Here is an 18,218-nt window from a genome sequence, read left to right on the forward strand (position 1 = left end):
CATTCGATGAAACAGATCCACAACTTCATCAACGGCGAGTTCGTCGCCACCGAGCGGACCTTCGACAAGCGTTCGCCGCTCGACAACCGCGTCATCGCCGCGGTGCATGAGGCGGGCAAGCGTGAAGTCGATGCGGCGGTCGCCGCCGCGCATGCGGCGCTCAACGGCCCGTGGGGGCGCATGACGGTGGCCGAGCGCGTCGAGCGGCTCAACGCGCTCGCCGACGGCATCAACCGCCGCTTCGACGAGTTCCTCGCCGCCGAATGCGCCGATACCGGCAAGCCGGCGAGCCTCGCGCGCCACATCGACATCCCGCGCGGCGCGGCGAACTTCAAGGTGTTCGCCGACGTCGTGAAGAGCGTGCCGACCGAGTTCTTCGAGACCGCGACGCCCGACGGTCGCGGCGCGCTGAACTACGCGGTGCGCCGGCCGGTCGGCGTCGTCGGCGTGATCTGCCCGTGGAACCTGCCGCTGCTGCTGATGACGTGGAAAGTCGGTCCGGCGCTCGCGTGCGGCAACACGGTGGTCGTGAAGCCCTCCGAGGAGACGCCGCAGACCGCGACGCTGCTGGGCGAGGTGATGAACGAGGTCGGCATCCCGAAGGGCGTCTACAACGTCGTGCATGGCTTCGGCCCCGGTTCGGCAGGCGAGTTCGTGACCACGCACCCGCAGGTGAACGCGATCACCTTCACCGGCGAGACGCGCACCGGCGCGGCGATCATGAAGGCCGCGGCGGACGGCGCGCGCCCGGTGTCGCTCGAGATGGGCGGCAAGAACGCGGCGATCGTGTTCGCCGACTGCGACTTCGACGCCGCGATCGAAGGCACGATGCGCTCGGTGTTCGTCAACTGTGGCCAGGTCTGCCTCGGCACCGAGCGCGTGTATGTCGAGCGGCCGATTTTCGAGCGCTTCGTCGCCGCGCTGAAGACCGGCGCCGAAAGCCTTAGGCTGGGCGTGCCCGAGGACGAGGCGACCGGCATGGGGCCGCTGATCTCGCAGGAGCATCGCGACAAGGTGCTGGGCTACTACGCGAAGGCGAAGGAGCTCGGCGCGACGGTCGTCACCGGCGGTGGTGCGCCGGCGATGCCGGGCGAACTCGCGCACGGCGCGTGGGTCGAGCCGACGATCTGGACCGGGCTCGGCGACGACTCGCCGATCGCGCGCGAGGAGATCTTCGGCCCGTGCACGCTGATCCAGCCCTTCGACGCCGAGGACGAGGTGATCGGCCGCGCCAACGACACCGACTACGGCCTCGCCTGCTCGGTGTGGACGAAGGACCTCGCCCGTGCGCACCGCGTCGCCGGGCGGATCGAGGCCGGCCTGGTGTGGGTGAACTCGTGGTTCCTGCGCGACCTGCGCACCCCCTTCGGCGGCGCCAAGCAGTCGGGCATCGGCCGCGAGGGCGGGGTGCATTCGCTCGAGTTCTACACCGAGCTCAAGAACGTGTGCATCAAGCTGTGAGCGCGCGGCGATGAGCGACACTTCCCCGGAGATCGCGCGCAGCGTCGCCGCTGCCGGCATCCGCACGAATTACCACGATCTCGGCGCCGGCCATCCGCTGCTGATGATCCACGGCTCCGGCCCGGGCGTGTCGGCGTGGGCCAACTGGCGGCTCGTGATGCCGATGCTCGCCGAGCGGGCGCGCGTGATCGCGCCCGACATGGTCGGCTTCGGCTTCAGCGAGCGCCCCGCGGGGCAGCGCTACGAGCTCGACGCGTGGGTCGCGCAGGCGGTGGGCGTGCTCGATGCGCTCGACATCGAGCGCACCGACCTCGTCGGCAACTCCTTCGGCGGCGCGCTGGCGCTGGCGCTTGCGATCCGCCATCCGCGGCGTGTGCGCCGGCTGGTGCTGATGGGCAGCGTCGGCGTGCCCTTCGCGATCACCCCGGGGCTCGACGCGGTGTGGGGCTATACGCCCGCGCTCGACAACATGCGCGCGCTGCTCGACCTCTTCGCGTGGGACCGCGCGCTGGTGAACGACGAGCTCGCGCGGCTGCGCTACGAGGCGAGCATCCGCCCCGGCTTCCAGGAGTCGTTCGCGGCGATGTTCCCGGCCCCGCGCCAGCGCTGGGTCGACGCGATGGCGAGCCGCGAGGCCGACATCCGCGCGCTGCCGCACGAGACGCTGGTGATCCACGGTCGCGAGGACCGCATCATCCCGCTCGCCAATTCGCTGACGCTGGCGGACTGGATCCCGCGCGCGCAGCTGCACGTGTATGGCCGCTGCGGGCACTGGACGCAGATCGAGCACGCCGCCCGCTTCGCCCGCCTGGTCGGCGACTTCCTCGCCGAGGCGGGCGCCGACGAACCCCAACCCCTGATCCGAGACTGACATGGACCCACGACTGATCGAACGACTCGGCGACGAACTCCACCAGGCGCTGGTGAAGCGCGAGACGCTCGCGCCGCTCACCGAGCGCCATCCCGACATCACCATCGAGGACGCCTACCGCGTGCAGCAGCGCATGATCGCGCGGCGGCTCGAAGCCGGCGAGCGCATCGTCGGCAAGAAGATCGGCGTCACCAGCCGCGCCGTCATGAACATGCTGGGCGTGTACCAGCCCGACTTCGGCATGCTGCTCGACGGCATGCTGTACAACGAGGGCGAGGCGATCGCCGCCGACACGCTGATCCAGCCCAAGGCCGAAGGCGAGATCGCCTTCGTGCTGAAGCGCGACCTGAAGGGCCCGGGCGTGACCGCGGCCGACGTGCTCGCCGCGACCGAAGGCGTGATGACCTGCTTCGAGATCGTCGATTCGCGCATCCGCGACTGGAAGATCAAGGTCCAGGACACCGTCGCCGACAACGCCTCGTGTGGCGTGTTCGTGCTCGGCGACCGCCTCGTCGACCCGCGCCGCGTCGATCTCAACACCTGCGGCATGGTGCTGGAAAAGAACGGCGAGATCGTCGCCACCGGCGCCGGCGCGGCGGCGCTCGGCGCCCCGGCGAATGCCGTCGCATGGCTCGCCAACACCCTCGGCAGCCTCGACATCCCGCTCAAGGCCGGCGAAGTGATCCTGTCCGGCTCGCTCGCGGCGATGGTGCCGGTGAAGGCCGGCGACAACCTGCGCGTGACGATCGGCGGCATCGGCGGCTGCTCGGTGCGCTTCGTCTGAACCCCCGCCCCCAGAGAGAAGGAAGAGACAACATGAGCAAGAAGATCCGATGCGCCCTGATCGGTCCCGGCAACATCGGCACCGACCTGCTGGCGAAGCTGATGCGCAGCCCGGTGCTGGAGCCGGTGTGGATGGTCGGCATCGACCCCGCCTCCGACGGCCTGGTGCGCGCGCGCGAGATGGGCCTGAAGACCACCGCCGAGGGTGTCGACGGCCTGCTGCCGCACGTGGTTGCGGACAACATCCAGATTGCGTTCGACGCGACCAGCGCCTACGTGCATGCCGAGAACAGCCGCAAGCTGAACGAACTGGGCGTGCTGATGATCGACCTCACGCCCGCGGCAATCGGCCCCTACTGCGTGCCGCCGGTCAATCTCAAGGACCATGTCGGGCAAGGCGAGATGAACGTGAACATGGTCACCTGCGGCGGCCAGGCGACGATCCCGATGGTCGCGGCGGTGTCGCGCGTGCAGACGGTGGCCTACGGCGAGATCGTCGCGACGGTCTCCAGCCGCTCGGTCGGCCCCGGCACGCGCAAGAACATCGACGAGTTCACGCGCACCACCTCCGGTGCGGTCGAGCGCGTCGGCGGCGCGAAGCGGGGCAAGGCCATCATCATCATCAACCCCGCCGAGCCGCCGCTCATCATGCGCGACACCGTGCACTGCCTCACCGAGTCCGAGCCGGACCAGGCGGCGATCACGGCGTCCATCCACGCGATGATCGCGGAAGTGCAGAAGTACGTGCCGGGCTACCGGCTCGTCAACGGCCCCGTCTTCGACGGCAAGCGCGTGTCGGTCTTCCTCGAAGTGGAAGGACTGGGCGACTACCTGCCGAAGTACGCCGGCAACCTCGACATCATGACCGCCGCCGCCGCGCGCACCGCCGAGATGTTCGCCGAGGAGATCCTCGCCGGGCGCCTCACCCTCGAACCGCGCGCCGCCGTGGCCGCCTGACCGGAGACCAACATGAACCTTCGCGGCAAGAAAATCACCGTCCACGACATGACCCTGCGGGACGGCATGCACCCCAAGCGTCATCTGATGACGCTCGAACAGATGAAGACCATCGCCTGCGGGCTCGACGCAGCGGGCGTGCCGCTGATCGAGGTCACGCACGGCGACGGCCTCGGCGGCAGCTCGGTGAACTACGGCTTTCCCGCGCACACCGACGAGGAATACCTGTCGACGGTGATCCCGCTGATGAAGCAGGCCAAGGTGTCGGCGCTGCTGCTGCCCGGCATCGGCACCGTCGATCACCTGCAGATGGCGTACGATCTGGGCGTGGCGACGATCCGCGTCGCGACCCACTGCACCGAGGCGGACGTGTCCGAGCAGCACATCGGCGCGGCGCGCAAACTCGGCATGGACACCGTCGGCTTCCTGATGATGGCGCACATGAACAGCCCCGAAGGGCTCGTCACGCAGGCGAAGCTGATGGAGTCCTACGGCGCGAACTGCATCTACATCACCGACTCGGCCGGGCATCTGCTGCCCGACACGGTGAAGGCGCGCATCGGCGCGGTGCGCGCGGCGCTGAAGCCGGAAACGGAGCTGGGCTTCCACGGCCACCACAACCTCGCGATGGGCGTGGCGAACTCGATCGCGGCGATCGAGGCGGGCGCCAACCGCATCGACGCGGCCGCGGCGGGCCTCGGCGCGGGCGCGGGCAACACGCCGATGGAAGTGCTCGTCGCGGTGTGCGAGCTGATGGGCATCGAGACCGGCGTCGACGTGTTCGCGATCCAGGACGTCGCCGAAGACCTCGTCGTGCCGGTCATGGACTTCCCGATCCGCATCGACCGCGATGCGCTCACGCTCGGCTATGCCGGCGTGTATGGCTCCTTCCTGCTCTTCGCCAAGCGTGCCGAGAAGAAGTACGGCGTGCCGGCGCGCGAGATCCTCGTCGAGATGGGTCGCCGCGGCATGGTCGGCGGGCAGGAGGACATGATCGAGGACACCGCAATGACGCTGGCGAAGGCCCGGCAGCAGGAGGTGGCGGCATGAAGCTCGACCGCGAAATCATCGAGCGGCTCGCGGAGCGGCTGGAGGGCTGCGAGCTCGAGGCGCGCGACACGACCAAGATCACCGACGACCACCCGGACATGGACTGGGACGACGCCTACGCGATCCAGGACGAGATCAAGCGCCGCAAGCTCGCGCGCGGCGCGCGCATCGTCGGCCTGAAGGCGGGGCTGACCTCGCACGCGAAGATGAAGCAGATGGGCGTCGACACGCCGGTGTTCGGCTTCCTCGCCGACTACTTCGCGGTGCCCGACGGCGGCGAGGTCGACAGCGCGAAGCTCATCCACCCCAAGGTCGAGCCCGAGATCGCCTTCGTCACCAAGGCGCCGCTGAGCGGCCCCGGCTGCCACATCGGCGCGGTGCTCGCGGCGACCGACTTCGTGATCCCGGCGATCGAGATCATCGACAGCCGCTACCGCGACTTCAAGTTCGACCTCAAGAGCGTGGTCGCCGACAACTGCTCGTCCTCGCGCTTCGTCGTCGGCGGGCGCATGGGCGACGTCGCCGCGCTCGACCTGCGCACGCTGGGCGTGGTGCTGGAGAAGAACGGCGAGCCGGTGGCCTTCGGTGCCGGCGCCGCGGTGCTCGGCCATCCCGCCGCGGCGATCGCGATGCTCGCGAACATGCTCGGCGAGAAGGGCGAGGAAATCCCCGCCGGCACGCTGATCCTCTCGGGCGGCATCACCGAGGCCGTCGCCGTGCAGCCCGGCGACGCGGTGACGCTGCGCGTGCAGGACCTGGGTTCGGTGTCCGTGCGTTTCGCCTGAACGACAGCAGAAGGAGACAGCAAATGCCATTCGCCCAGATCTACCTCGTGGAAGGACGCAGCGAGGAGCAGAAGCGCGCGGTGATCGAGAAGGTCACCCAGGCCCTCGTCGAGGCCGTCGGCGCGCCGAAGGAGAACGTGCGCGTGTGGATCCAGGACGTGCCCAAGACCAACTGGGGCATTGCCGGACAGACCGCGAAAGACCTCGGGCGCTGACGCGCCGGCGCCGCGGCGAGGAGTGGATCTTCGCCAACCCGAAGATCCACCTCGCCCGTCATTCTCAGATTCCCGCGTCCCAAACGGTTTCCGTCTGGATTCCGGGCGAATGCCCGGCAACGTGAGCCCCGTGGAATGCGCGTACGGTCTCCAGGAATTCCGTAAGGATCGGCGACTGATCGTCGGCGCGATAAAGGCAGCTCAGGTCGATGCGGCAGTTGGGCGGGGTGTCGTGCAGGGGGCGGAAGACGACGCCGGGCAGGGTCAGCGCGGTGACTGATTCGGGCACGAGGCAGATGCCGAAGCCGCCCGCCACCAGCGCGACCCCGGTGACCGCGTCGCCGACTTCCTGAGACACCTGGGGCACGAAGCCGGCTTCCTCGCACAGCCGCATCACCTTGTCGATAAAGTTGGGGCGCGCGCCGGTCGGGAACAGCACCATCGGATGCTCGGCAAGCATGGGGAAAGACACCGACTCCTCGCGGGCGAGCGGGTGGCTTTCGTTGATCGCGACCAGCAGTTGCTCGGTCGCGACGAGTTCGGTCGCGAGGTCGGGCAGGGGCGCGAGCATGCGGTTGAAGCCCAGCGTGATACGTCGCTGGCGCAGGGCCTCGATCTGTTCCGCCTTGGTCATCGTGTGCAACACGATCTTCACTTCGGGATAGGCGGTGCGGAAGGCGAGCAGGAGCCTGGGGATGATGCCGAGGATGCCTGAGCCGAAGATCGCGATGTCGAGCCGCCCGAGCTTCCCCTGACCTGCGCGCTGGGTGCGTTCCGTCGCCTGCTCGACGACGGAGCGGATGTTGCGCGCTTCCTCCAGGAACAGTTCTCCCGCCTGGGTGAGTTCCATCCCCCTGGGCGTGCGGGTGAACAGGCGCACGCCCAATTCTTCCTCCAGTTGCTGGATCTGCCGCGTGAGCGGCGGCTGCGAGATGTGCAGCCGTGCGGCGGCGCGGCCGATGTTTTCCTCCTCGGCCACGGCGATGAAGTAACGAAGGTGTCGGAGGTCCATGTATTCCCCGGATGGGTAAGTGGAAGGTCGGCAACACAATACCTTGAAGGTATGGAGGTTGCCAATTAATGGTATTGGACGGTAATTCCCGGCCCCGATAACTTCCTGCCTACACAAGAACCATCAAGGTCATCGTTCAAGGAGGAAGACATGGGGATCAAGAAGACCGCGCAATGCGGCGTCGCGGCTATCCGCAGGAAGAAGATCGCCGGTGCGGTCGTCGGTGCGCTGGCAGCCCTTTCGGCTGCGCAAGGGGCGCTGGCGTTCCAGATCGACAGCGGCAATCCGGACATCCGGATGACGTGGGACAATACCGTCAAGTACAGCGCCGCATGGCGCGTGCGCGATGCGAATTCGAAGGTCGCGGACAACTCGCTGGGCGTGCAGGCGAACACCAACGACGGCGACCTCAACTTCGATCGCGGCCTGATCTCGAACCGCATCGACCTGCTGTCCGAGTTCGACTTCCGCTACAAGCGCGACTTCGGCTTCCGCGTCAGCGGCGCGGCCTGGTACGACGAGGTCTATAACCGCCACAACGACAACCCCGGTGCGCTCGGGGGGGCACTGGTGAATTCGCGTTCGGCGAAGTTCGACGAATTCACCGACGACACGCGCGACCTGCACGGCCGCAAGGCCGAGTTCCTCGATGCCTTCGTGTGGACCAACCTCACGCCCGGCGACACGAACCTGAACCTCAAGGCCGGCCGCTTCACCCAGCTCTACGGCGAGAGCCTGTTCTTCGGCAGCAACGGCATCGCTGCCGCGCAGACCTCGCTCGACCTGATCAAGGCGCTGTCGGTGCCGAACTCGCAGTTCAAGGAGATCCTGCGACCGATCGGGCAGGTCGCCGCGCAGCTGCAGCTCAGTCCGAGCTTCTCGATCGGTGCCTACTATCAGGCCGAATGGCGCAAGACGCGCCTGCCGGCGGCGGGCTCCTACTTCAGCTTCGCGGACTTCGTCGACGAAGGCGGCGAGACCGTGATCCTCGGGCCGGGCGCCTTCGTGCATCGCGGCAAGGACATCGACGCGAAGGACTCGGGGCAGGGCGGCCTGCAGCTGAAATTCAAGGCCGGCGATACCGAGTACGGCGTGTATGCCGCGCAATGGCACGACAAGATGCCGCAGTTCTACCTGCGCCCGGGTGTGAATCCGCGCAACGGCAGCATCGGCGACTACGTGCAGGTCTTTGCGGAGAACATCCGCACCGTCGGCGCGAGCTTCAGCACGCTGGTCGGCGAGACCAACGTCGCCGGTGAGCTCTCGTTCCGCGACAACATGCCGCTCGTCGCGAGCGGCAACACCGTGATCCTGCCGGGCAACACCACCGCCGACGGCGACCGCGATGCCGCGTTCCCGGTCGGCCGGACGATGCACCTGAACCTCTCGGCGATCAGCGTGCTGGCGGGCAACTCGTTGTGGGACGGCGCGTCCTTCATCGGCGAATTCGCGTTCAACCGCCGCTTGAAGATCACCGACAACGCCAGCCAGCTCGATCCGCGCGCGACGCGCGATGCCTCGGCGCTCCAGTTCATCTTCCAGCCCGAGTATTTCCAGGTCCTGCCGGGCCTCGATCTGCAGGTGCCGATCGGCGTGGCCTACGGCCTCTCCGGGCGCTCGTCGGTGAACGGCGCGCTGTTCCCGGCCGAGCATGGCGGCAACGTCAGCATCGGCGTGAAGGGCGAGTACCAGAAGACCTGGCAGGCGAGCGTCAACTACACGCATTACATCGGCTCGCCCGGCTCGATCATCCGCTACAACACCGCCGTGCCCCAGCTCTCGTACGACAACTTCCACGGCGACCGCGACTTCGTCTCGCTGTCGATCCAGCGGACGTTCTGATTTCCGGCATTCAATAAGACGAGGAGACGATCATGCACAAGCAATTCATTCTTTCGGCAGCCGTTGCCGCAGCGCTGCTCGGCACTCACGGCGCATCCGCGGCGGTGAGCGCCGACGAGGCGGCGAAGCTCAAGAGCACGCTCACGCCGCTGGGCGCGGAGAAGGCCGCCAACAAGGACGGCAGCATCCCGTCCTGGGAAGGCGGCCAGACGAAGGCGCTGGCGGGCAAGAAGATGGGCGACATCCCGCTCGAGATCTTCGCCGGCGAGAAGCCCGCGTTCCAGGTCAATGCGAAGAACATGGCCCAGTACGACGCGCTGCTGTCGGAAGGCACCAAGGCGCTGCTGCAGAAGTATCCCGAGAGCTTCCGGCTCGATGTCTACCCGACCCACCGCACGGCCGCCGCGCCGCAGAAGGTCTATGACAACGTCGCGAAGAACGCGACGCGCTGCAAGCTGAAGGAGGGCGGCTACTCGCTCGAAGGCTGCGTCGGCGGCACGCCCTTCCCGATTCCGAAGGAAGGCGTCGAGGTGATGTGGAACTACCTGATGCGCGTCGAGGCGCCGTCGATCGAGTACCGCTTCAAGAACATCGTCGGCAACGCGGACGGCACGCACACGCTGGCGACGCGCAACGAGATCTCGTTCCAGTACCCGCAGTACTATGACGACGCCACGCCGGAGAGCTGGTCGGGCGAGTACGCGCTCCTGCGCTTCAACACGCTGGAGCCCCCGTTCAAGGCCGGCGAATCGCTGGTGATCCGCGACAGCATCGACCAGAAGGTCGGGCGCCAGGCCTGGCAGTATCTGGTCGGGCAGCGCCGCGTGCGCCGCGCGCCCACCGTCTCGTACGACACGCCGGACTTCGTCGCGTCGGGCGCGAACTATTTCGACGAAGTACAGGGCTTCTTCGGCTCGCTCGACCGCTTCCAGTGGAAGCTCGTCGGCAAGCAGGAGCTGCTGATCCCTTACAACAACAACGGTTTCGTCGGCGCGAAGCTGGACGACGCGATCGCCAAGTACCACCTGAACCCGGACCAGGTGCGTTGGGAACGCCACCGCGTGTGGGTCGTCGAGGCGAGCGTCGCCTCGGGCAAGCGCCATGCCGTGCCCAAGCGCCGCTACTACCTCGACGAGGACACCTGGCTGATCGCGCTGGTCGACGGCTACGACGCCGAAGGCAAGCTGTGGCGCACCACGCAAGTCACGCCCTTCGTCGTCCCGTCGGTGCCGGCGACGCTGATGAAGACCGCGACCGTGTTCAACCTGCAGGCCGGCACGATGAGCGTGATCCAGGCGCTCAACGGCGAGGACTTCAAGGTCGTCCCGCGCAAGCAGGAAACCTACTTCACCGGCGACGCGGTCGCCGCCGAAGGCGTGCGCTGACGCCTGTCCGGTTGCGGACCCGATCCCGGTTTCTCCTCCCGGCCGGGTCGGGGCCCGCTTTTCCTGTCTTCGATCCGAGTCCCGATGATGCGCCTACTTCTTTCGTCCGGCCGCAGCGTGGTGCCTATCACCGCGCTCCTGGCTGCCGTACTGACTTTCAGCGTGCCCGTGGCGGCGGCCCCGGTGGCCGACCTGCTCGAGCTGCCGGCGGCCGTCAATGCGCGCGCGATCCGCTCCCTGCAACTCGCGGTGACGCGCGCCGGCGAACGCCTCGTCGCGGTCGGTGAGCGCGGCACCGTGCTGCTGTCCGACGATCACGGCCGCAGCTGGCGGCAGGCCGCGCGCGTTCCCGTCAGCGTCGCGCTGACCGACGTCCATTTCCCCACGCCGCAGCTCGGCTGGGCGGTGGGGCACAGCGGCGTCGTGCTGCACACCGCCGACGGCGGCGAAAGCTGGGAACGCCAGCTCGACGGCAAGCAGGCGGCGCAGCTCGTCCTCGACGACGCGCAGGCGCAGGCCGGCGAACAGGCCGGCGAACAGGCCGCGCGGCGCGTTCGGGAGGCCGAATCGCTCGTCGCCGACGGTCCGGACAAGCCCCTGCTGGGCGTGCACTTCGCCGATGCCCGACGCGGCTGGGTCGTGGGCGCCTACGGCCTCGCGCTCGCCACCACCGACGGCGGCAAGAGCTGGCACTCGCTGATGGGCCGCATCCCGAACCCGCGCGGCAAGCATCTCTACCAGGTGGGCGGCGACGGCGCGCTGCTGCTGGTGTCGGGCGAGCAGGGCGCGCTGTTCCGCTCGACGGACGGCGGCGCGAGCTTCGCCGAAGTGCGCACCCCGTACGCGGGCACCTACTTCGGCGTCCTGCGCACGCGCAGCGACGCCGTGATCGCGTTCGGCCTGCGCGGCAACGCATGGCGCAGCACGGACGGCGGCGCGAACTGGGAACGGGTCGATACCGGCCAGCCGGTCACGATCGCGGCCGGGCATCCGCTCAAGGACGGTTCCCTGCTGCTGGGCGACGAGAGCGGCCGCCTGCTGCGCAGCACCGACGACGGCCACAGCGTGAGCGCGCTCGCCGTGCCGCCCGCCGCCGGCTTGACCGGCTTCGTCCAGGCTGCCGACGGCGCCCTGATCCTCTCCGGTCCGCGCGGCCTGACCCGCGTCGAGCCGGACCTCCTTCTCTCGGAACTGAAGAAATGAGCCACGCGCACGCGCTTTCCGCTGGCGTCGTCGTCCCCGACCTCGCCGACTTCGACTCGCGCTCGGGTTCGCTCGGCGAACGCCTGCTGTTCAACAACCGCCTCGTGATCGTCCTGCTGTGCCTCGCCGCGACCCTCGTGCTCGGCTTTCAGGCGCGCGGGCTGTCGCTGAACGCGGCCTTCGAGAAGATGATCCCGACCGGGCATCCCTACATCGCGAACTTCCTCGACAACCGCAAGCAGCTCGCCGGCATGGGCAACACGCTGCGCATCGCGGTGGAAGCGAAGGACGGCACGATCTTCGACCCCGACTACCTCGACACCGTGCGCAAGATCAACGACGAGCTCTTCCTGCTGCCCGGCGTCGATCGCCCCTACATGAAGTCGCTGTGGACCCCGGCGGTGCGCTGGACCGGCGTGACGGAGGAGGGGCTCGACGGCGGCCCGGTGATCCCGGACGACTACGACGCTTCGCCCGGCAGCCTCGAACAGGTGCGGCTCAACGTCGAACGCTCGGGCGAGATCGGCCAGCTCGTCGCGGCGAACTACAAGTCCAGCATCGTGCTCGTGCCGCTGCAGGACAAGGTCGCCGAGACCGGCGAGCGCATCGACTACGCCAAACTGTCGGCGCGCATCGAGGAGCTGCGCGCAAAGTACGAGAGCGATCGCGTCGGCGTCCACGTCACCGGCTTCGCGAAGGTCGTCGGCGACCTGATCGCCGGCCTGCAACAGGTGATCATCTTCTTCGCCATCGCGATCGGCATCTGCACCGCGGTGCTCTACTGGTACACGCGCTGCCTGCGCAGCACGCTGCTGGTCGTGCTGTGCTCGATGATCGCGGTCGTGTGGCTGCTGGGCCTGCTGCCGACGCTCGGCTATGAGCTCGACCCGTACTCGGTGCTGGTGCCTTTCCTCGTCTTCGCCATCGGCATGAGCCACGGCGCGCAGAAGATGAACGGCATCATGCAGGACATCGGCCGCGGCACGCACAAGCTGGTCGCCGCGCGCTACACCTTCCGCCGCCTCTTCCTCGCCGGCGTCACCGCGCTGCTGGCCGACGCGGTGGGCTTCGCGGTGCTGATGGTGATCGACATCCAGGTCATCCAGGACCTCGCCGTCACCGCGAGCATCGGCGTCGCCGTGCTGATCTTCACCAACCTCGTGCTGCTGCCGATCCTGCTGTCCTACACCGGCGTGAGCCCCGCCGCCGCCGCGCGCAGCCTGAGCGCCGAGACGATGGAAGCGAACGACGCCGCGCACGCGAAGCATCCGTTCTGGGCCTTCCTCGACCTCTTCACCCAGCGCAAGTGGGCGGGCATCGCCGTCGCGGCGGGCGTCGTCATGGGCCTCGCGGGGCTCGCGATCAGCTTCCAGCTCAAGATCGGCGACACCGCCCCGGGAGCGCCGGAGCTGCGCGCCGACTCGCGCTACAACCGCGACAACGCCTTCATGGTTGCCAACTACGCCGCGAGCAGCGACGTGTACATCGTGATGGTGAAGACGCCGCAATACGCCTGCGCGCACTACGACACCCTGATGTCGGTCGATGCGCTCGAACGCGAGCTGCAGCAGCTGCCCGGCGTCGAGGCGACGAGCTCGCTCGCGGGCCTCGCCAAGGTGTCGCACGCCGGCATGAACGAAGGCAGCCTCAAGTGGTTCGAGGTCCCGCGCTCGCAGGACATGCTCAACGCCATCATCACCCGCGCGCCGCGCGAACTCTTCAACCAGAACTGCGACCTGACGACCGTCTACGTGTACCTCAAGGACCACAAGGCCGACACGCTGACCAGCGTCGTGCAGGCGGTCGAGGCCTTCGCCGCCAATCACGGCAGCGAGGAGATCCGCTTCCTCAACGCCGCCGGCAACGCCGGCATCGAGGCGGCGACCAACATCGTCGTGAAGAAGGCCAACGTAGAGATGCTGTTCCTCGTCTATGGCGCAGTCATCATCCTCGCCTTCGTCACCTTCCGCTCCTGGCGCGCGGTGATCTGTGCGGTGTTGCCGCTGATGCTCACCTCGGTGCTGTGTGAAGCGCTGATGGTCGGGCTCAACATCGGCGTCAAGGTCGCGACGCTGCCCGTGATCGCGCTCGGGGTGGGCATCGGCGTCGACTACGCGCTCTACGTCATGACCGTCACGCTCGCCCAGCTCAAGAACGGCATGAGCCTGTCGGAGGCGTACTACAAGGCGCTGCTCTTCACCGGCAAGGTTGTCGTGCTCACCGGCATCACCCTCGGCATCGCGGTCGCCATCTGGGCCTTCTCGCCGATCAAGTTCCAGGCCGACATGGGCATCCTCCTCGCCTTCATGTTCGTGTGGAACATGCTCGGCGCCCTGATCCTGCTCCCCGCGCTGGGCCATTTCCTGCTGCGTCCGAAGAAGACGGTCGCGATCTGACGAGATTCGGAGAGACACAACATGTACCGTCATCTGCTGGTGCCGCTCGACGGCTCGGAACTCGCGACCAACCTAGTCACCCAGGCCGTCGATTTCGCCCGATCGCTTGGCGCGCGCGTCACCTTCTTCACTGCCCGCGACGACCTCGGCGGCACCGACGAGGGCGCGCTGCTGCGCACCCTCGCGCCGCAGGACTTCGCTGAGCAGGCCGCCGGCGACGCCGGCGCGATCCTCGCCAAGGCGCGCGCAGCTGCGGGGCAGCACGACCTGCCATGCGACACGGTCGTGCGCACCGGCCGCCGGCCGTGGGAACTGATCCTGCAGGTCGCCGAAGAGCGCGGCTGCGACCTCATCTTCATGGCCTCGCATGGCCTGCGCGGCCTGCGCACGCTGGTGCCCGGATCGCAGACGCAGAAGGTGCTCGCGCACGCCCGCCTGCCGGTGCTCGTCGCCAGCGTCGAACGCAACGCCGCGGACGACGCGGCGACGGCGGCGATCGGCATCATCCGCGACGAACACCGCTCCATCGCGTCGGTGCTCGCTGGCCTGCGCGACGTGATGCGGCAGGCCAGCGAGCGCGACGAGACGCCCGACCTCGACTTCATCGCCGGCCTGCTGCACTACCTGAAGGCCTTCCCCGAAGTCCTGCATCACCCGAAGGAGGATCAGTTCCTGTTCGCGAAGCTCGCCGCACGCACCCATGAGGCCGACGACGTACTCGCCGCCCTGCGCCGCGAGCACGAAGAGGGGGCCGCGCAGATCGCGGCCGTCGAGGCGGCGGTGGAACGCTGCCGGCAGCAGGCCGAACACGTCGGCGAACTCGCCCAGCTCATCGACGCCTTCGTCGAGGCGCAGTGGCGGCACCTGAACACCGAGGAGGAGCAGATCCTGCCTGCCGCGCGCAAGCACCTCAGCGACGAGGACTGGCGCGCGATCGAACACGCCTTCCGCATCAACGGCGACTTCCGCGTGGGGGGCGAATACGACGAAAGTCTCAGGAAACTCTTCGTAAAACTGATGAACATGATCGCTTCGAGCGATAATTGAACGTCGGTTATTACAAGTAGGGCGCCGCACGTACGGCGCCCCGGCGAGGAGAGACAAGCGGATGCACGAGAAGCTGATCGAGCAGTTCAACCTGCGCTCGCGGCTGCGGTTCAACGTCGACAGCGGCCAAATCTGGCTCGGCGAGAACCGCATGCTGATGTTCCACGCGCAGGCCTTCGGCGCGCTGCGCAAGGAACTCTTCGATTCGCTCGGGGCGAAACGGGCAAAGGGGCTGCTGCTGCGCATGGGCTTCGCCTCCGGCCGTCACGACGCCGAACTCGCCGGCAAGCTCTCGAACCAGCTCAACGCCTACAACGCCTTCCAGATCGGCCCCGAGCTGCACGCCTTCGAAGGGCTCGTCAAACCGACCATTCTCGACGCCAAGATCGACTGTGAGCAGGGCACCTTCTGCGGCGAGGTCTTGTGGGAGAACTCCTGGGAGGCCGAATCCCACGTCCAGCACTTCGGCGTCGGTGACGACGTCGCGTGCTGGAGCCTCGTCGGTTACGCATCCGGCTATTCGAGCTACTTCCTCAAGCGCTTCATCGTCTTCCGCGAAGTCGAATGCACCGGCAAGGGCGACCCGCGCTGCCTCATCGTCGGCAAACCCGCCGAGGACTGGAAGTTCGACGACGACTACCTCGACTACTTCCGTCCCGACAACGTGGAATGCAAGCTGCGCCAGCTGCAGGAAGACGTGCGCGAGCTCAAGGCCACGCTGTCCGCGCAGCAGGGGCCGGGCGGCCAGCTCGTCGGCAACTCGCCGGCCTTCCGCAGCGCCTTCGACCTCCTCAACAAGGCCGCCAAGAGCCCGATCAGCGTGCTCCTGCTCGGCGAGACCGGTGCCGGCAAGGAGATGTTCGCGCGCTGGCTGCACGACCACAGCGACCGCGCCGACCAGCCCTTCGTCGCCATCAACTGCGCCGCGATCCCGCACGACCTGATCGAATCCGAACTCTTCGGCGTGCAGAAGGGCGCCTACACCGGCGCCCAGCATTCCCGCCCAGGCCGTTTCGAGCGCGCCAACGGCGGCACGCTGTTCCTCGACGAGGTCGGCGACCTCTCACCCGCCGCCCAGGTCAAGCTCCTGCGCGTGCTGCAGACCGGCGAGATCGAACGCCTCGGCGACGACCAGACGCGCAAGGTGAACGTCCGCCTCGTCGCGGCGACCAACGTCAACCTCCAGCAGGCCATCGCGGAAGGCCGCTTCCGCGCAGACCTGTACTACCGCCTCGCGACCTACCCTGTCACCATCCCGCCGCTGCGCGAGCGCAAGGCGGACATCCAGCTGCTCGCCACTGCGCTGGTCGACAAGATCGCGCCCACCTACCACAAGAAAATCGAAGGCATCACCGACCGCGCCATGCAGGCGCTGCTCGCCCACGACTGGCCGGGAAACGTACGCGAACTGGAAAACCTGATCGAACGCGGCGTGCTCCTCGCCGAGCCCGGCGGCCAGATCGAACTGGAACACCTCTTCGCGGCCGGCGCTCCGGGCAACCAGCACGGCGCCGAGATCGGTCGCGAGGGCTTCGTTGCCGATATCGTCGAATCGAACCGCGGGCGCCTGTACGAAGCCTTGCTCGACGAAGGCTTCGACCTCGACGCCCACGAGCGCCGCCTCGTGGAACTCGCCGTCCGCCGCGCGAACGGCAACCTGACGCATGCGGCGCGCTTGCTCGGGATCACGCGGCGGCAGCTTGCCTATCGGTTGAAGCAGGATGCCAACGCGGCTGAGTAGTTGCGGTAAGCCGCCGCAAGGCGCGCAGTACCGTCGAACGGCAGGTCCCCGGTTCGCTGAACTGGTGGTAGCGACCCAAAACTGTCAGTTCCGCTGAGCGCCGTAAACGTCGGCGAGGAGTGTGAGTTGCCGTCCGCCCGGGGCCTCTGGAATCTTTGCCGGCCGGAGCTCAAAGACAGAGGCGCGCGATGATTTATAGTGAAATTTGAAAAGTTATCTGTTTCTTGTAACTTTGCAAATTTTTATATAACCTCTCGGGCATGGACCCTATCCGTAATCCCTTTTCCCCAGGTGCCGGCACTCCGCCGCCGGAGCTTGCCGGCCGTGATGAGCTGCGAGAGTCTCTGCGCATTGCGCTTGAGCGTGCTCGTATCGGGCGCCCCGCGAAGAGCGCCATGTTAGTCGGCCTGCGCGGTGTCGGTAAGACAGTACTTCTGGACCGCGTACGAGAAGATGCCGAAGCCGCTGGCATCCATACTGTCCGGGTCGAAGCACCTGAAGGACGGTCTCTTCCAGCCCTACTTGCGCCACAGCTGCGCCAAGCGCTCTTGCGCTTGAGCCAGATAGCGGCTGCTAAAGACTATGCAGTGCGCGGGCTGCGGGCACTAGCCGGCTTCGCCAGCAAACTTAAGGTCACTTTCGGCGACATCGAGGTTGGCCTTGATTACGATCCCGAGCCTGGATTGGCGGACAACGGTGATCTCGAACATGACCTTCAAGCTCTTTTCGAGCAGGTTGGTTTGGCGGCAAAGTCAGCAAACACGGCGTTGGCGATTTTCATCGACGAGCTGCAGTATGTCGAGGAGCCACAGTTGGCTGCACTGATTACCGCCATGCATCGCACCGAGCAGAGGCAATTGCCGGTTGTGCTGGTTGGCGCCGGCTTGCCCCAATTAAGGGGACGAATGGGCAACGCCAAGTCGTACGCGGAAAGGTTGTTTGACTTTCCTGCTATCGGCCCTCTACCGCCGGCAGCGGCACGATTCGCCGTCGAGAAGCCTATCGCCAATGAGGGAGTCGGTATTACCGACCCAGCTCTGGACCAAATACTGCGAGTCACCCAAGGCTATGCCTATTTTCTTCAGCAGTGGGGCAGTCACACTTGGCGGGCGGCGCAGGTATCACCGATTGATGTTGACGCTGTAGATGTCGCTTCTGTTACGGCCGTAGCTGCTCTGGATGAGAGTTTCTTTCGGGTACGATTCGACCGGCTTACACCCAAAGAGAAAAAATATCTTCGCGCCATGGCGGAGTTGGGGCCAGGCCCTCATCGATCAGGCGATATCGCGGCCTGCTTCAACTCGGCCGTGTCTTCGCTTGCGCCGACGCGAAGCTCCCTAATTGCCAAGGGCATGGTATGGAGTCCGAATCACGGTGACACGGCCTTCACCGTGCCAATGTTTGATGAGTTCATGAAGCGGATAATGCCGGGGAATGACTGGCGCTAGTCGGGGCGACATTCTCATACTG

The 18,218-nt window shown here is 67.0% G+C and carries 15 protein-coding genes; 14 read left to right on the top strand and 1 reads right to left on the bottom strand.

Annotated elements, in window-relative coordinates; translation table 11 throughout:
• The first annotated feature begins 6 nt into the window (after positions 1–6).
• From GPA22_RS04700 to GPA22_RS04730, 7 genes are read left to right on the top strand one after another with little or no spacing between them, the layout of a single operon-like run.
• Positions 7–1,461, top strand: a complete 1,455-nt coding sequence (locus tag GPA22_RS04700) for a 2-hydroxymuconic semialdehyde dehydrogenase (protein ID WP_169254934.1) — start codon at positions 7–9, stop codon at positions 1,459–1,461.
• A 10-nt stretch (positions 1,462–1,471) separates the two neighbouring features.
• Positions 1,472–2,332: an alpha/beta fold hydrolase gene (locus GPA22_RS04705; RefSeq protein ID WP_169254935.1), complete on the top strand. Its 861-nt coding sequence runs from the start codon at positions 1,472–1,474 to the stop codon at positions 2,330–2,332.
• A gap of 1 nt (position 2,333) precedes the next feature.
• Positions 2,334–3,116: a 2-oxopent-4-enoate hydratase gene (dmpE, locus tag GPA22_RS04710; RefSeq protein WP_169254936.1), complete on the top strand. Its 783-nt coding sequence runs from the start codon at positions 2,334–2,336 to the stop codon at positions 3,114–3,116.
• Positions 3,117–3,148: 32 nt separating this feature from the next.
• On the top strand, positions 3,149–4,072 hold the full coding sequence (locus GPA22_RS04715) for an acetaldehyde dehydrogenase (acetylating) (protein WP_169254937.1): 924 nt from the start codon (positions 3,149–3,151) through the stop codon (positions 4,070–4,072).
• 12 nt (positions 4,073–4,084) lie between these two features.
• A complete protein-coding gene (dmpG, locus tag GPA22_RS04720; protein WP_169254938.1) occupies positions 4,085–5,122 on the top strand; it encodes a 4-hydroxy-2-oxovalerate aldolase in 1,038 nt (345 codons plus the stop codon).
• On the top strand, positions 5,119–5,907 hold the full coding sequence (gene dmpH / locus GPA22_RS04725; protein ID WP_169254939.1) for a 2-oxo-3-hexenedioate decarboxylase: 789 nt from the start codon (positions 5,119–5,121) through the stop codon (positions 5,905–5,907). Before dmpG ends, dmpH begins: the two co-directional genes overlap by 4 nt.
• Entirely contained in the window at positions 5,904–6,122 is a 219-nt protein-coding gene (locus tag GPA22_RS04730) for a 2-hydroxymuconate tautomerase (protein ID WP_269744925.1), read from the top strand. Before dmpH ends, GPA22_RS04730 begins: the two co-directional genes overlap by 4 nt.
• A gap of 64 nt (positions 6,123–6,186) precedes the next feature.
• On the opposite strand, the gene GPA22_RS04735 is transcribed toward GPA22_RS04730, so the two are convergent.
• Complete coding sequence (locus GPA22_RS04735) at positions 6,187–7,134, bottom strand: LysR family transcriptional regulator (RefSeq protein WP_169254940.1); 948 nt, start codon at positions 7,132–7,134, stop codon at positions 6,187–6,189.
• Between the two features lie 150 nt (positions 7,135–7,284).
• Here GPA22_RS04735 and GPA22_RS04740 point away from each other — a divergent pair, with 150 nt between their 5' ends.
• The 7 genes from GPA22_RS04740 to GPA22_RS04770 all read left to right on the top strand — a co-directional run bounded on the left by GPA22_RS04740 (position 7,285) and on the right by GPA22_RS04770 (position 18,196).
• A complete protein-coding gene (locus tag GPA22_RS04740; RefSeq protein ID WP_169254941.1) occupies positions 7,285–8,976 on the top strand; it encodes a DUF1302 domain-containing protein in 1,692 nt (563 codons plus the stop codon).
• Between the two features lie 32 nt (positions 8,977–9,008).
• The gene (locus GPA22_RS04745) at positions 9,009–10,361 is read left to right on the top strand and encodes a DUF1329 domain-containing protein (RefSeq protein WP_169254942.1); all 1,353 of its coding nucleotides are present in this window, start codon (positions 9,009–9,011) and stop codon (positions 10,359–10,361) included.
• 84 nt (positions 10,362–10,445) lie between these two features.
• The gene (locus GPA22_RS04750; RefSeq protein WP_169254943.1) at positions 10,446–11,564 is read left to right on the top strand and encodes a WD40/YVTN/BNR-like repeat-containing protein; all 1,119 of its coding nucleotides are present in this window, start codon (positions 10,446–10,448) and stop codon (positions 11,562–11,564) included.
• Positions 11,561–13,960, top strand: coding sequence for an efflux RND transporter permease subunit (locus GPA22_RS04755; RefSeq protein ID WP_169254944.1), 2,400 nt, complete (start codon positions 11,561–11,563; stop codon positions 13,958–13,960). The genes GPA22_RS04750 and GPA22_RS04755 overlap by 4 nt, the downstream gene beginning before the upstream one ends.
• Positions 13,961–13,981: 21 nt before the next feature.
• Positions 13,982–15,007, top strand: coding sequence for a universal stress protein (locus tag GPA22_RS04760; protein ID WP_169254945.1), 1,026 nt, complete (start codon positions 13,982–13,984; stop codon positions 15,005–15,007).
• 61 nt (positions 15,008–15,068) lie between these two features.
• On the top strand, positions 15,069–16,748 hold the full coding sequence (locus tag GPA22_RS04765) for a sigma-54-dependent Fis family transcriptional regulator (protein ID WP_169254946.1): 1,680 nt from the start codon (positions 15,069–15,071) through the stop codon (positions 16,746–16,748).
• 260 nt (positions 16,749–17,008) lie between these two features.
• Entirely contained in the window at positions 17,009–18,196 is a 1,188-nt protein-coding gene (locus tag GPA22_RS04770) for an ATP-binding protein (RefSeq protein WP_169254947.1), read from the top strand.
• The last annotated feature ends 22 nt before the right edge of the window (positions 18,197–18,218 follow it).

It is taken from the genome of Aromatoleum toluvorans (genome assembly GCF_012910905.1).
Lineage (GTDB): Bacteria > Pseudomonadota > Gammaproteobacteria > Burkholderiales > Rhodocyclaceae > Aromatoleum > Aromatoleum toluvorans.

Excerpts from the sequence above, each read along its gene's own strand:
- GPA22_RS04760 (WP_169254945.1), top strand. The coding sequence starts at position 13,982 with ATGTACCGTCATCTGCTGGTGCCGCTCGACGGCTCGGAACTCGCGACC.
- GPA22_RS04705 (WP_169254935.1), top strand. The coding sequence starts at position 1,472 with ATGAGCGACACTTCCCCGGAGATCGCGCGCAGCGTCGCCGCTGCCGGC.
- GPA22_RS04750 (WP_169254943.1), top strand. The coding sequence starts at position 10,446 with ATGATGCGCCTACTTCTTTCGTCCGGCCGCAGCGTGGTGCCTATCACC.
- dmpG (WP_169254938.1), top strand. The coding sequence starts at position 4,085 with ATGAACCTTCGCGGCAAGAAAATCACCGTCCACGACATGACCCTGCGG.
- GPA22_RS04765 (WP_169254946.1), top strand. The coding sequence starts at position 15,069 with ATGCACGAGAAGCTGATCGAGCAGTTCAACCTGCGCTCGCGGCTGCGG.
- GPA22_RS04770 (WP_169254947.1), top strand. The coding sequence starts at position 17,009 with ATGGACCCTATCCGTAATCCCTTTTCCCCAGGTGCCGGCACTCCGCCG.
- GPA22_RS04740 (WP_169254941.1), top strand. The coding sequence starts at position 7,285 with ATGGGGATCAAGAAGACCGCGCAATGCGGCGTCGCGGCTATCCGCAGG.
- GPA22_RS04700 (WP_169254934.1), top strand. The coding sequence starts at position 7 with ATGAAACAGATCCACAACTTCATCAACGGCGAGTTCGTCGCCACCGAG.
- GPA22_RS04745 (WP_169254942.1), top strand. The coding sequence starts at position 9,009 with ATGCACAAGCAATTCATTCTTTCGGCAGCCGTTGCCGCAGCGCTGCTC.
- dmpE (WP_169254936.1), top strand. The coding sequence starts at position 2,334 with ATGGACCCACGACTGATCGAACGACTCGGCGACGAACTCCACCAGGCG.
- GPA22_RS04735 (WP_169254940.1), bottom strand. The coding sequence starts at position 7,134 with ATGGACCTCCGACACCTTCGTTACTTCATCGCCGTGGCCGAGGAGGAA.
- GPA22_RS04755 (WP_169254944.1), top strand. The coding sequence starts at position 11,561 with ATGAGCCACGCGCACGCGCTTTCCGCTGGCGTCGTCGTCCCCGACCTC.
- GPA22_RS04715 (WP_169254937.1), top strand. The coding sequence starts at position 3,149 with ATGAGCAAGAAGATCCGATGCGCCCTGATCGGTCCCGGCAACATCGGC.
- dmpH (WP_169254939.1), top strand. The coding sequence starts at position 5,119 with ATGAAGCTCGACCGCGAAATCATCGAGCGGCTCGCGGAGCGGCTGGAG.